General features: G+C 43.1%; 12 protein-coding genes. 11 read left to right on the top strand and 1 reads right to left on the bottom strand.

Annotation, left to right across the window (positions count from 1 at the left end; translation table 11 throughout):
- Positions 1 to 285: 285 nt before the first annotated feature.
- From ACFI6G_RS14405 to ACFI6G_RS14355, 11 genes are all read left to right on the top strand, one after another.
- On the top strand, positions 286 to 1,347 hold the full coding sequence (locus ACFI6G_RS14405; RefSeq protein ID WP_102286063.1) for an endonuclease/exonuclease/phosphatase family protein: 1,062 nt from the start codon (positions 286 to 288) through the stop codon (positions 1,345 to 1,347).
- Between the two features lie 300 nt (positions 1,348 to 1,647).
- Positions 1,648 to 2,043, top strand: coding sequence for a winged helix-turn-helix domain-containing protein (locus ACFI6G_RS14400; protein WP_016766767.1), 396 nt, complete (start codon positions 1,648 to 1,650; stop codon positions 2,041 to 2,043).
- A 217-nt stretch (positions 2,044 to 2,260) separates the two neighbouring features.
- Positions 2,261 to 2,680, top strand: coding sequence for a D-ribose pyranase (gene rbsD, locus ACFI6G_RS14395; RefSeq protein ID WP_010429095.1), 420 nt, complete (start codon positions 2,261 to 2,263; stop codon positions 2,678 to 2,680).
- A 101-nt stretch (positions 2,681 to 2,781) separates the two neighbouring features.
- Positions 2,782 to 4,287, top strand: a complete 1,506-nt coding sequence (rbsA, locus tag ACFI6G_RS14390; RefSeq protein ID WP_016766766.1) for a ribose ABC transporter ATP-binding protein RbsA — start codon at positions 2,782 to 2,784, stop codon at positions 4,285 to 4,287.
- Complete coding sequence (rbsC, locus tag ACFI6G_RS14385) at positions 4,284 to 5,276, top strand: ribose ABC transporter permease (RefSeq protein WP_009844905.1); 993 nt, start codon at positions 4,284 to 4,286, stop codon at positions 5,274 to 5,276. Before rbsA ends, rbsC begins: the two co-directional genes overlap by 4 nt.
- 121 nt (positions 5,277 to 5,397) lie before the next feature.
- Entirely contained in the window at positions 5,398 to 6,276 is an 879-nt protein-coding gene (rbsB, locus tag ACFI6G_RS14380) for a ribose ABC transporter substrate-binding protein RbsB (protein ID WP_010429076.1), read from the top strand.
- Between the two features lie 193 nt (positions 6,277 to 6,469).
- On the top strand, positions 6,470 to 7,414 hold the full coding sequence (gene rbsK, locus ACFI6G_RS14375; protein WP_010429073.1) for a ribokinase: 945 nt from the start codon (positions 6,470 to 6,472) through the stop codon (positions 7,412 to 7,414).
- Positions 7,415 to 7,522: 108 nt separating this feature from the next.
- Complete coding sequence (locus tag ACFI6G_RS14370) at positions 7,523 to 8,524, top strand: substrate-binding domain-containing protein (protein ID WP_046208928.1); 1,002 nt, start codon at positions 7,523 to 7,525, stop codon at positions 8,522 to 8,524.
- A 527-nt stretch (positions 8,525 to 9,051) separates the two neighbouring features.
- Positions 9,052 to 10,632: an EAL domain-containing protein gene (locus ACFI6G_RS14365; RefSeq protein WP_016766761.1), complete on the top strand. Its 1,581-nt coding sequence runs from the start codon at positions 9,052 to 9,054 to the stop codon at positions 10,630 to 10,632.
- A 192-nt stretch (positions 10,633 to 10,824) separates the two neighbouring features.
- The gene (locus ACFI6G_RS14360; protein WP_046208927.1) at positions 10,825 to 13,287 is read left to right on the top strand and encodes a CHASE3 domain-containing protein; all 2,463 of its coding nucleotides are present in this window, start codon (positions 10,825 to 10,827) and stop codon (positions 13,285 to 13,287) included.
- Positions 13,288 to 13,490: 203 nt separating this feature from the next.
- On the top strand, positions 13,491 to 13,889 hold the full coding sequence (locus ACFI6G_RS14355; protein ID WP_016766759.1) for a hypothetical protein: 399 nt from the start codon (positions 13,491 to 13,493) through the stop codon (positions 13,887 to 13,889).
- 185 nt (positions 13,890 to 14,074) lie between these two features.
- Here ACFI6G_RS14355 and ACFI6G_RS14350 read toward each other — a convergent pair whose 3' ends face one another.
- Positions 14,075 to 14,770, bottom strand: a complete 696-nt coding sequence (locus tag ACFI6G_RS14350) for a 2'-5' RNA ligase family protein (RefSeq protein WP_102360591.1) — start codon at positions 14,768 to 14,770, stop codon at positions 14,075 to 14,077.
- Positions 14,771 to 14,895: the final 125 nt, after the last annotated feature.

Genomic DNA, 14,895 nt, shown 5'->3' with positions numbered 1-14,895 from the left:
ACAAGTATAGGTTCAAATCTAACATCATGTAATAACTAATAAAACCATCAGCACTCTATCTCTTACCGTTTATTTACAAATTACTCGGTTCACGCGGAGCTAGTGGGTGCACGGTCTAAGAAAAGAACGCTATAATTTGTCTACCTGTTACGGCATAAAGTTCCATTGTTATAGGACATTCAATTGAACAAACCATACCTACAGATGATACGTAGCCCACGAATTGTCCAACAATCAGTGCGTTAGTGGAGTATCATTATTACCTGGTCTAAATGGGATGACACTTTGAACAAACCAAACCAAATAACATTCGCAACGTTCAATCTTTTGAACTACCTCGAACCACCGAATGCTTACTATGATTTTGAGAACATTTACAGCTTCGAGGAATGGAAGAAGAAGCAACACTGGATGGCTCAAGCGATTAAATCATTAGATTGTGATGTGATTGGCTTCCAAGAAATATTTAGCCCGCGATCTTTAGAGCAGTTAATGAATGAACTTGGTTATCCTTACTTTGCTGTGGTCGATAGCGCGCATGTTGAAGATGATTACCTGTATACCTCGCCTGTCGTGGGTATCGCCTCTCGCTACCCGATTGAAAAAGTGCAGCCGGTTAAACCCGATTTAGAGTTGCTTTCAGCCTTCAATCTTAGTGACAGTTTTTCATTTAACCGAACGCCAGTACACGCCACAATTACCTTACCCCATTTGGGCTCAACCGACTGTTATGTGGTGCACTTTAAATCTCAGCGACCAACCGAGCCCAAAAGTCACATTCTAGATAATGCTGATAGATCTAAAGTCTCTCAAATTTCAGACAACCAAAAGCCCAAAAGCGACATGTTAGTTAAGCTTCATCAAGAACAACTCGGATCTTGGTTATCGAGCGTTCAGCGTGGTTTAGAAGCTCAGATGCTTCATCAATACATTACCAATCAGCGCTACCAAACCGATCAACCCGTTGTGTTGATGGGTGATTTTAATAAGCCTTTGTTTAATGATGAGTTTAAAGGGCTGTTGAGTTACTCAATCAACCGAGACGAAAACAGCAAGCATTGGCTGTCCCATTTTCGATTAAAAGACAGTTGGGATCTTTACCATCAACTGCATGAAGAAGACTTGCTTGAACTGCGTAAACCAACCCATTACTACGGCGCCTCAGGGTCTGTACTGGACTATATTTTAATGTCGAATGAGTTCGATTGTCAGAACTCTTCAAGTTTAATGGAGATCTCTAGCTACACAGTGTTAGACCATCACCTGATTAATCCAAGCTTCGAGCATGACCAATTCAGTACGGACCATGCCATCGTTGCTGTAACCGCTCATATCCGTGAAGCTTAACTGTCCGATTAAGATTTGCTTTAAAATTAAGATTTGCTTTAAAACAGACGTCTCACCCGCTCTCGCCATAACAACGCAATCAGTTAGAACAAAATAAGCTGATGAATAATAGGTAAATAAAAAAACGACCAACTGACAAACCTATCCTCTCATTCCTATTCAAACCATCCGGCTTTTATACTTTTATCGCACGGGCTTACGAAGGCTTACTTTCAAGAGTCGAGTTATTTTGCATAATCTGTTCGCTCTAGTTGGCACTCCATTACCTCCCAAATGAAGAATGAGACAGATAGAAACGCAATGAATAATGAAATCCACCTTGGTGATCTAACTCTGGATACGGCAACTCGAAATATCACGAACAAACAAGGAAACAAAATCCATTTACGTCCGCACCTATTTGCAGTGCTTTGTCTGTTGCTAGAAAACCCCGGTCAACCGGTCCCTAGAAAAGATATTGTAAGCGTATGCTGGGACAACCAACCTATGCCTACACAAGCACTAACCAATGTCGTCTATTACCTAAGAAATGTCTTTATCCGCTTGAGAGTTTCTAACATCAAAATTGTTACTATCCCTCGATATGGCTATACGCTGTTCATCATACCCAATACTGATGAGCGTGATCGCTTAGCTTCAGAAAAACACCCGAAAGCCTCAACACAACAACTTAGCTCAGCACATTCAGGCGAGTAAACCTTCGCTCACCTTGTCTTAATTTTTTGTGCCGACGGAAGTGATTACGATCACCAAAAAACGCCCCATCGAAACGTTTCGATGATCATCATCACACTCTAAGAAAGCGAAGGGTGCAAATGATAAATCAAACACTATTATCACTATCGAAACGTTTCGATGGCTTTTCTTGAGTTGTTCTCAACCCATTAAGCGTTATTTTTCGATAGGTCGTGATATGAAAAAAAGTACTCTAATTAATTCTGAACTCTCTTACCTAGTGGCGACTCTTGGCCATACAGATGAAATCACGATTTGTGACGCGGGCTTACCGATTCCAGACCAGGTAACTCGCATTGATCTTGCTCTGACTCACGGTGTACCAAGCTTTCAACAAACGGTAAAAACCATGTTAGATGAATCTCAAATTGAAGGCGTCGTGATTGCAGAAGAGTTTGCGAAAGTAAGCCCAGAACACCATGCAGCACTGATTGATTTAATCAAGACAGAAGAAGCGCGTTGCGGCAAACCGCTTTCGATTACTTACATCCCTCATGAAGAATTTAAACAGCGAACGCATGAAAGCCGCGCGGTTATCCGTACAGGTGAATGCACCCCATACGCAAATGTCATTTTCCAAGCTGGCGTAACGTTTTAGCTCAAGCAAAACGCAACGACAGTCCAGTGTCATCACTGAACAACAAAACAATACATATACAGAACAATCAAACACAACTGGCCCCGAGTAAAGGAACCGACATGACTCAAGCCATTTTAGAACTTAGCTCAATTGAGAAGGCCTTCCCTGGTGTGAAAGCACTGGATAAGGCAAGCCTCAACGTTTATCCAGGACGCGTCATGGCGTTAATGGGTGAAAACGGTGCAGGTAAATCAACGCTTATGAAAGTGCTTACGGGTATCTATCACTTGGACAGCGGAACTATCGCCTACCAAGGTAAGCCGGCGGCATTTAAAGGACCGCGTGATTCACAACAAGCCGGTATTAGTATCATTCACCAAGAGTTGAACCTAATACCAGAGCTTACCATCGCCGAGAACATCTTCTTAGGTCGTGAAATCACAGGGACTATGGGGCGCATCTTGTGGAACGAGATGTACCAAGAAGCCGACAAGCTACTTAAACGCCTTAACGTGAAACACAGCTCAAAAACACCTTTAGGCCAGTTAAGCCTTGGTGAGCAACAAATGGTAGAGATCGCAAAAGCCCTATCGTTTGAGTCTAAGGTCATCATCATGGATGAACCAACTGATGCATTAACCGATACCGAAACTGAGTCTCTGTTTAAGGTGATTAACGAACTTCGTGCTGAAGGCTGCGGCATTGTTTACATCTCTCACCGCTTGAAAGAGATCTTCGAAATTTGTGATGACATCACCGTACTTCGTGACGGTAAGTTCATTGGCCAATGTGAAGTAAAAGACACCGACGAAGATGGCCTGATCGAAATGATGGTGGGCCGTAAGTTGGACGAGCAATATCCACGTATAGGGCAGAGCCACGGTGAAACCTGCCTTGAAGTGATTGGCCTGACGGGTTCTGGTGTTCATGACGTGAGCTTTACTCTAAAGCGTGGCGAGATTTTGGGTGTGTCTGGCTTGATGGGTGCTGGTCGTACTGAACTGATGAAAGTGATTTACGGTGCCCTTCCGAGTGAGCGCGGTGTCATCAACCTAGAAAACAAAACCATTAACCCTGTAAGTCCGAAAGATGGCTTAGCAAATGGTATCGCTTACATCTCTGAAGACCGTAAAGGCGATGGCTTAGTTCTAGGGCTTTCTGTTAAAGAAAACATGTCTTTATGTTCATTGGATCAATTGACTAAAAGCGGTCAAATCCAACATAAAGATGAAGTGATGGCGGTTGATGACTTCATCAAACTATTCAACATCAAAACCCCGACTCGCGAACAAATTATTGGCAACCTTTCTGGTGGTAACCAACAGAAAGTAGCTATCGCTAAAGGCTTGATGACCAAACCAAAAGTACTGATTCTCGATGAGCCAACGCGTGGTGTCGATGTCGGTGCTAAAAAAGAAATTTACCAACTCATTAATAAATTCAAAGCTGACGGTATGAGCATTATTTTGGTCTCATCCGAAATGCCAGAAGTGTTAGGAATGAGTGACCGCATCATGGTGATGCATGAAGGCCGTGTAAGCGGTGAATTTGATGCTAAAGAAGCAAACCAAGAATTATTACTGGCGTGTGCGGTCGGTAAAAAGATCAACGAGGACGCAGCATGAGTACTAAAACCATGAGCAAAACAACTGAAACTGAAGCGCCAAAGAAAAAACCGTTAATCAGCAAAGAGTGGCTGATTGACCAAAAGTCATTGATTGCTTTGATCTTCCTGATTGTTGTCGTTTCTTTCTTAAACCCAAACTTTTTTACTGTCGACAACATCCTAAACATTCTGCGCCAAACCTCAGTTAACGCAATTATCGCTGTAGGCATGACGCTGGTTATCTTAACCGCAGGTATCGACTTGAGTGTCGGCTCTGTACTGGCACTTTGTGGTGCATTCGCAGCCAGCATGATTGGCATGGAAATCCCAGTGATGATCGCAGTGCCAACCGCTCTAGTAGCAGGTGCAGCATTAGGTGCTATCAGTGGTGTGATTATTGCCAAGGGTAAGGTTCAAGCCTTCATAGCAACGCTTGTGACTATGACACTACTTCGCGGCGTAACCATGGTTTACACCGACGGTCGTCCTATCTCTACTGGTTTCACTGACACAGCAGACGCCTTCGCTTGGTTCGGTACAGGCTACGCAATGGGCATCCCAGTTCCGGTATGGATCATGGTCGTAGTGTTCGCAGCGGTATGGTACCTACTTAACCACACACGCTTTGGTCGCTATGTTTACGCACTAGGTGGCAACGAATCAGCAACTCGCCTATCAGGCATCGACGTAGACAAAGTGAAAATCGGCGTTTACGCAATCTGTGGTCTGTTAGCAGCGGTAGCTGGCATCATCGTGGCATCTCGATTGTCATCAGCTCAACCAACAGCAGGTATGGGTTATGAATTAGACGCCATCGCAGCCGTAGTTCTTGGCGGCACAAGCTTAGCCGGCGGTCGTGGTCGTATCATGGGCACATTGATTGGTGCACTGATTATCGGCTTCCTAAACAACGCCTTAAATCTATTAGACGTATCTTCTTACTACCAGATGATTGCAAAAGCAGTGGTTATTCTTCTGGCGGTATTAGTCGACAACAAAAACAAGTAAAACTCTGTTTTATATTAAAAATATCTATCAGTAACAAACCTATAAACATTAAATCTATAAATAATGTAACAACGAGCTAGGGTTATCCAACCTAGCTCACCCTACATAAAGGACTTACACCATGAAAAAATTAGCGACTCTTATTTCTGCTGCTCTTCTTTCTACAACGGTATCTGTATCTGCACAGGCGCAAGATACAATGGCAATCGTTCTGTCTACATTGAACAACCCATTCTTCGTAACCATGAAAGATGGCGCAGAAGCGAAAGCGGAAGAGCTAGGCTACAAGCTTATCGTTCTTGATTCTCAAAACGACCCAAGCAAAGAGCTTTCGAACATTGAAGATCTAACCATTCGTGGTGTTAAAGCAATCCTGATTAACCCAACGGATTCAGACGCTGTGTCTAACGCTATTCGTATTGCTAACCGCTCAGACATCCCCGTATTAACGCTAGACCGTGGTGCAAGCCGTGGTGACGTAGTGAGCCACATTGCTTCTGATAACGTAATCGGCGGTGAAATGGCGGGTCACTACATCATGGAAAAAGTGGGCGAAAAAGCAAAAGTAATACAACTTGAAGGTATTGCTGGTACATCAGCAGCTCGTGAACGTGGCGAAGGCTTCATGAACGCAGTAAACGGCAGCGACCTTGAGCTTCTTGCAAGTCAACCTGCTGATTTTGACCGTACTAAAGGTCTGAACGTAATGGAAAACTTACTTGCTGCAAACCCAGACGTACAAGCAGTATTCGCTCAGAACGATGAAATGGCGCTAGGCGCACTGCGCGCAGTTCAAGCTTCAGGCAAAAACGTAATGATCGTTGGCTTTGATGGCACTGACGACGGTATTGCTGCTGTTAATCGTGGCCTACTTGGTGCAACGGTAGCACAACAGCCTGACCTAATCGGTTCTCTGGGTATCGAAATGGCAGACAAAGTACTGAAAGGCGAAACAGTAGACGAGTACGTACCAGTACCTCTAAAAATTGTTGCTAAGTAATTGAATCCAAAATCGATTAAATAAAGCAAAAAATAGAGCGACACATAGGCAGGGATTCCCCTATCCCTGCCTTACTTACCCACCCCAGACAATGCATCGCTGTTTCTCAATGAGTCGTCTAAAAAGGCGTGTAATTAACGTAATGAGAAAGACCCATGCATTTTCAAATACGATATATCATAAGGCTCGTATCATGACTCAACTGATTGTTTTAGGTAGCGTTAACGCTGACCACGTATTGCAAGTTCCTTCGTTCCCTCGTCCGGGTGAAACCTTGATTGGCGGTAATTATCAGGTCATTCCTGGCGGCAAAGGTGCAAACCAAGCGGTGGCTGCTGCGCGATTAAACGCAGATATCGGCTTTATCGCCTGTGTTGGTGACGACCCATTTGGTATCAACATTCGTCAAGATTTTGCTAAGGACGGCATCAACATCGACGGCGTTATCGTTGCAAACAACACCCCGACTGGCATCGCGATGATCCAAGTATCCGCAACAGGCGAAAACAGCATCTGTCTTTCTGCGGAAGCAAACAACAAGCTGACTTGCGACCAAATCAAGCCGCACCTAGAGAAAATTCGCAATGCTAAGTACCTGCTGACTCAACTTGAAACGCCAATTGAAGGCATTGAGTTCGCTGCAAAAGTGGCCAAAGAGAGCGGCACGCAAGTGATTCTTAACCCGGCTCCTGCTCGTCCATTATCGGATTCACTGCTTGCTTGTGTCGATGTGATAACACCCAACGAGACCGAAGCGGAAGTCCTAACAGGTGTGACTGTAACTGACAACCAGTCCGCTCACCAGGCGGCTTTAGCTCTGCATGCGAAAGGCATTGAGACTGTGATGATCACACTTGGCGCGAAAGGCGTTTGGGTTAGTCATCACGGTCAAGGTAATGAAGCTAGCGAAGGCGAATTAATTGCCGGTTTTCGTGTTGATGCAACGGATACTACCGCTGCTGGCGACACATTTAATGGTGCATTAGTGACAGGCTTACTTGAAGACATGCCATTACAACGCGCGATTAAGTTTGCTCACGCCGCGGCTGCCATTTCAGTAACTCGCTTTGGCGCCCAAACATCTATTCCAAGCCGTGCTGAAACGGATGCTTTCCTAGCCGAGCAGGTTTCGGCTTAGTGTATTGTTTGGTCTGTAATTAGACCGCACAAATACCCAAGCATAAGCCCCTGTTTTCAGGCAGAATATTGCGCAACGTGGACAAGTTATTCCCACAAGGATTTTTTTATGGCAACAATGAAAGACATCGCACGGCTCGCAAAGGTTTCTACATCGACCGTGAGTCATGTGATCAACAAGTCACGTTTTGTCAGTGAAGAAATCGCTGAGCGTGTTAACAGTGCGGCTAAAGAACTCAACTACGCGCCTTCTGCACTGGCTCGTAGTTTGAAAATGAAGCAAACCAAAACCCTGGGTATGTTGGTTACCACGTCTACTAACCCATTCTTTGGTGAAGTAGTGAAAGGTGTGGAACGTCGTTGCTATGAAAAAGGCTACAACCTAATCTTGTGTAACACGGAAGGCGACAGTGAGCGTATGAAGTCATCCATTGACACTTTGCTACAAAAGCGAGTCGATGGCTTAATGCTGATGTGTTCAACTCTTGAGGGTCAACACATCGATGTCTTCGAGCGTTACCCTGAGTTGCCTGTCGTAGTCATGGACTGGGGCCCTATGTTATTTGCGAGTGACAAAATTCAAGATAACTCCCATCAAGGTGGTTACATGGCAACTAAGCACTTGATTGATAATGGGCACTCTCAAATCGGTTGTATTACAGGTCCACTGCATCGCAATCAAGCCTCTTCTCGCTATAAAGGCTTCCAACAAGCAATGGAAGAAGCCAATTTAACGATCAATCCTCAATGGATTGTTGAATCAAACTTTGAATGTGATGGTGGCTTTGATTCTTATCAAACACTGAAAACTCGTGGCGGAATGCCGTCAGCCTTGTTCGTCAGTAACGATATGATGGCGATGGGTGTAATTCACGCTGCGGCGCAAGATGGCACATCGATTCCAAACGATCTTTCCATTATTGGCTACGATGATATTCATCTTTCTAAATACATGACGCCAGCGTTAAGTACGGTCCACCAGCCAAAACACCGTTTAGGTAAAGCTGCTGTAGACACGTTACTTAACCGACTAAAAACACCTGACGCGTCTCCTCAAGTTGTTGAGTTAGAACCAACGTTAGTTGAACGAAGCAGCGTAAAAGCGATTTAGTGCGCCTTCAGACTAAAGCAAAGCCGTAAAGCACAGAAACAGTGTAAATTAACTCGCTAAAGCAACAATCCAAACAACAGACCCCAATAACAAAGGGCAAGGTTAGTCACCTTACCCTTTTCGTTCCAGTCTATTACCTTTTGGTATTAATCGATTAGATTGGTTGTCTTACTGCTCATCAAATAGACGATTTAAATTCGTAATAACATCCACATTAATTTCCTTATCATTGTAACCAAGTCCGCTTACTTCGCATTACTTCTAAAGCCTCATATCAAAATCTAATGATAGAAAAATGCACAATGTACTACCTAAGAAACCCCAAAAACCATTGAACAAAAAATCATCACATCTAACCCTAAAGGCGCATCTAACACTCTGATTTTTATACTAAGACTAGAAAAGCCTCTATTTCAATAAATAACTCATGCGTTTATTCACAATATTTATGAATAAGCTTGCGTTATTATCGTTAAATTTATAAATTAAATTGAATACTCACGATAATCGGCAATACTTTTCCAATTATGGACATTAAGTATCAACACTTCGCTAAAACATCATTCTACTTTGCCATTTCGTTCTTTTTTTCTATGGCTTTGCTTATTCCTTTTACGCCGCTTCATTATCAAACGTTAACCGAAGACTCATCGAAATTAGTTGAAACAAGGCTTGCGGGAATACAATCAAGGTTTGACCTTTTTCTCTCAGAAATTTCGCCAGACCAACCTTGTGACTCGATTGTTATGCAGCTTCGTCAAAACGTTTTTGATGCAGATTGGGTAAAAGAAGCGGCGGCTTTTAACAAGGACGACCAGTTTTACTGTTCAACCACCGATGGTGAGGTTTCGTTTCGCTTGTACAAAACGATTAGGCAGCGACTCAATGACAGTCCGAATTTAACCACGCTATCGTATTCAAATTCAGCCATTACTCAGGTTCAATCCATCATGCTCATTTTCTCAAATAAGGAAGATGTAGGGGTAAGCCTGATGATACCGCCCCACTTCATCTATGATCTCGTAGAAAAAAACCTGAGCAATTATGGAATTCAAGCCAAAGTTGAAGTGATAAAAAGGGATATTTACCCATCAGACACTGGGGCACACATTGCCAAAGTGCAAATACACTCAAATACTTACCCACTCACTATCACGTCATACATTGGGTATCAGTATTACTTAAACTTCTTATTGAGCTACTCATGGTTTGGCTTTCTGATGGCTGGAATCATTACTATCAGCCTTATCTCGATCAAGTATAAAAAACAGAGCCAACATAGCTTAGAGTACTCACTTTCTAGTGCGTTAAAAAACAAACACCTCCATTTACACCTGCAACCAGTCGTTAACCAACATACCACTGAAATAGTGGGCTGTGAGTCACTCCTTAGGTGGAGCGACCCTGTTGAGGGTAACGTGTCCCCTGCCATATTCATTCCACTTGCAGAAAGCTTAGGATTGATTGAGGACCTGACTTACTTTGTGTTGCGCGAAGTACTCAACACGATAAAACATAATCAAGAGTTATTTGATTCAAAATATATTAGCGTCAATATAAGCCGAAATGTCGTTTCCAATAGTAACTTCGCGAATAAAGTGATGAACATCTACAAGAAACACCCAGACATTCTAAAACGTGTGGTTTTTGAGGTTACTGAAGACGGCGAATGTTCTGACGCCGATATGGTCAAGATAAGAAGTAACCTAACCAAACTGTCTGAGTTAGGTGTGAGAGTTGCAATTGATGATTTTGGGACAGGCTATGCGGGCTTAGATTTTGTGAGACAGTTTCCGTTTAGCATTCTTAAAATTGACCGTGTGTTCGTAAAAAACATATCTGACGAGTCCAGCTTTGGCTTGCCTTTACTTGAGTCTATGTTGCAGCTTGCTCACACGTTAGGGATGCAAGTCATCGTTGAAGGAGTCGAATACGAATCACAAACAAAAATCCTCTCTAAACTGGGCGTCGACTACATTCAAGGCTTCTATTTTTATAAGCCAATGCCGATAAACCTAGCGCTAAGCTTACTCAAGCAGCAGCATTTCGAGCTTAGTCGTGGCTATCAAGCGCCGGCTCCTTCTTCATCAGAGTTAGGCCATTCTTAAATCAGACTGATACGTTTTGTGCCACTCTGTTCTTACCTTCATTCGTATACCAAGGTAGTCAGAGCTCTATTTTTAGAGCTCTGACTACCTTTTTAGGTTCAAAAATAGCTCAACCACACACTATGCATTTGTACACCTAACAATCTAATCTACAATAACTATAGGTTTTTATAGTGTGGAATACGTGACTTTATGTTTGCGAGTTGGTTTGATGATATTTCTCTGCAGAGAAAGCTCTTAGTTAGCTTTTCAATTCCAATCGCATTGATGGTTCTTGTTTCATTCTCTGTCCATAAAAACACCCAATCTATGGTCGAAGATAACCATTGGGTGGTCCACACTCACAAAGCAATTGCTCGAGCTCAAGAACTGTTAAACCTAGCCATTGATATGGAAACGGGTCAAAGGGGCTACCTCATTACGGGTGACCCTGTATTTCTTGAGCCTTATCACCTTGCACTTGATGTTTGGAACCAAAAAGTTCATACCCTTTGTGAACAAGTAAGCGATAGCCCTAAACAAGTCGACCGTCTCCGAAAGATAGATGCGCTTCATAAGCAATGGCTTAAGGAAGCAGGTGAAAAAGAAATCGCCCAACGTAGTTTAGTAGGCAATGGCACAACTACGATGCAAAATGTGATTGCTTTAACTCAGAAACAAACGGGCAAACAACTTATTGATAAAATTCGTAACGAGATAGCCGAGTTTATTTCAATCGAACAAAAGCTTATTCAAATTCGAGTGAAAGAATCCGATCACTCCGCCAATCAAACCAGTTATGTGCTATTTCTAGGAACGCTATTTTCAACGTTCATTTCTCTGCTCGTAGCAGCATGGTCATCCAATCGCATCAAGAAACGTATTCACCTACTCCTTAACGCGGCGAATCAAGTGGCGGCTGGTCATTTAAAGCAAGTCGCTTCCATGCTTGACCGAAGCCCCTCGATGAGTGGTAACGATGAAGTTGCTCAACTCACCCACAGTTTTCAAAAAATGGCGACGACTCTGGTTAAAAGCAACAATCAAATGCATGCCTCAAACCGTGATCTTATCGCTGAACGTAAAAAAGCCGAAGCCGCCGCTAAAGCGAAAAGTGAATTCCTTTCAACGATGAGCCATGAAATACGCACCCCTATGAATGGTGTGCTTGGCATATCGCAGATCATAGCTTCCCAGACTAAAGAACCGGCTACCAAAGAGAACATCGAAGTCATTCTCGATTCAGGCCAACACCTGATGACAATACTCAACGACATCCTAGATTTCTCTAAAGTGGAGGAAAACAAACTCGAATTGGATATTGCTCCGTTTAACTTTGAACAAGTTATTCGACCGGTCTGCAGTGCAATTAAACCGATGGCAGACGAAAAGAGTATCCGTTTAATCGTCGATAACGAGGTGCCTAACAACATAGACCTTATTGGGGATTGCGCGAGGTTGCGCCAAATATTGTTTAATTTAGGGGGCAACGCGGTCAAGTTTACCAATGAAGGCCACGTATTGTTCCAGTTAGCCCTTAATCATCAGGACAACAAGCTCCTTCTGACCATAACGGATACTGGCGTCGGGATCCCGAAAGATAAGCACCAGCATATATTCAACTCGTTCGAACAAGCGGATGCATCCACAACAAGAAAATTTGGAGGCACAGGGCTTGGGTTAGCTATCGTTAAAAAGCTCGTGGAGTTAATGGGAGGTGAGATAACTCTAAACAGTGCCGTAGGGCTTGGAACCAAGTTCCACGTATCATTACCTATAACCTGGCAAGTACACAAAGCAACAGAAACCAACTCAGATCTGATCAGCACGGACGAACCATTCAATAATCCGCTGAACGTGCTGCTAGTAGAAGACAACCGCATTAACGCCATTGTTGCTAAAGGCTTTTGTGAAAACTTCGGATATCATGTTGAACTGGCAGAAAACGGAAGAATCGCGACGGAATACCTGAAAACAGCAAAATATGACCTCATCTTAATGGACAATCACATGCCTGAAATGAATGGAGTTGAAGCAACACAATTTATTAGACAACAGCTTGGCTTAAACACTCTGATATTTGCTTACACCGCCGATGTGTTTCGCGAGGCTCACGACAGCTTTATTAAAGCGGGTGCAGACCACGTTTTAACAAAGCCGTTGCAGCAAGAGAGTTTCTTCGATGCCCTACAGCAGTTTTCTTCACGGCTGCCTAAACACGCTAATAGCGAATCCACGACTGATATAACAAGCAATGTTATCGAACTTCACAGAGAGCCCATTGATAAACTAAGCCTAACAGAAGAAGAGATTAGCCAATCAGAGGTTATTCAATCGTTTAAAGAAAACCACCACGACCTGATTGTGCTTTTGAAATCAACATCGAGAGAACTTGAAGAGTCCATCGATCAACTCATCGAGGCTTACATTCAGCAGGACCTTAAATCTATAAAGAATACTTTACACTCAGTAAAAGGGATGGCTTTGAACCTCGGGCTAAACATGTTGGCACACCAATTGACCGCTCTAGAAAAGCAAATAAAGCATCAGCAGCTGCCAGAAATAGATCAACTTCAAAAGCTCATCAACCGCATCTTAGTCAATGAACATCAGGCTCAACGAATGATAATGGCTTATGCTGCGCCAGTAACTTATATACACGGCCAAGTACATTAAGATCGAGAATCTAAGCCTGACTTCTCGTCGCATATAAGCTCTACCTAAGTCTGCATTAACGTTACCCACCATCAAACCCACTAAGCAGACACTCCTTGTTACATAAGGCACTAAAAAATAACGAAAGAAAACGCGAATACGATGGGTCTTCTTTGAAGAACATTTAATTTCATCGCATCGTTGAGTGCATCACAAGGGATATCATGGAAAAGAAACTTCAAACCAAACTGGCGACTAGCCTACTGCTGCTGAGAATCGGCATTTTTATCGTCTTCTTGTTTTGGGGCTTGGATAAGATCCTTGTACCTGAGCATGCAACAAAAGTACTGTCTGGCTTTTACGGCATCGACATCTCGGACAACGCAATAATGGCTATGGGTGTCGCGCAGCTAGGATTCTTAGGCGCGTTTGTTGTCGGCATGTGGAAAAAGTACACCTACGGCGCGATTTTAGTCCTGCACGCAGGTTCAACTTTCGCCTCTTTTGGAAAATACATGGACCCGTTCAATAACCTACTGTTCTTTGCCTCTTGGCCAATGTTCGCAGCCTGTATCGCACTCTTCTTACTTCGCGATTACGACACTTACAGCGTTACCAACTAACACAAAGGGCGCCGGCTATCGGCGCCCTCTTTGGTTAACTTTCAACAATACAACAAACCCAACACTGGCATAAAGTGCCAAGTGTTGGGGTTTCTGATTTAGTTGTTTGTTTTTTTGAAATCGTGCACTGAATATTTGATGATGTGGGGTTTAGGCTCACTCTTAGGTACTTGTTATAAGCGCGTCTAGTCTAACAAAGAACCTCTAGCCAAAGACTTCGTTACTGCCAAGTTTTGATACCAATTGTTAAACACCAGTTCGAAGTCTTTAAGAACGATGCTACCGAAATCATAATTTCGATACTGCTGACACAACCTAAAAAGCTGTCGACTATCACTAATTGGGACTCTGAACCGAATTAATGAACTGTGCGCTGTAACCAACTTATAACGGCTGTCAAAAGTTACCCTTAACCCCGCTTCGCTTAATTGAGTTCTAAGTTCATTTCTAAACTGTTCCAAAGAATCACCGACAGGAAAACCTTGCAGTAGAATGCAATTGGGGGACGCACTAACACCTTGATATTTTATTTCTATCTGTTGATTTGAACTCAAAACTGAACGAAATATTTCGGTATAAGAATGAATATTGATTTCGCTGAGTTCAAACTCTGGTAAGCATGAAATTACCGACAGAACGGTTAGGTGCAGTTCTTCAAGCGGATGGTAGTATTGGTTGGGTTCTATATCACATACTGCTTTCTGAAAGCTCATGATTTCATCAAGAACAGAACGATTAGCCTGCTTTAAATATGTCAAAGCTGTAATCCCCCTTCTGGTATCACTAGCAATATCTAATAGATGCGAGTCTAGCTCATAATCGTTGTGAATTGATGCTCGCTCAAACCTTTGCCACATCTGATCATAAATACTCTGAATCATTAGTTCCCCAAAGCGTATAAATACCTATTTAGGTGCGAACAACGCTACCACTTAACCAAAACCATACCACCGTAAACACGAAACCCAAGCTTAAACTGAAAATGCCACGCGTTACGAATCACTCT

Source organism: Vibrio sp. PSi01 (genome assembly GCF_054960695.1).
This window is presented reverse-complemented; position numbering and strand designations above follow the sequence as displayed.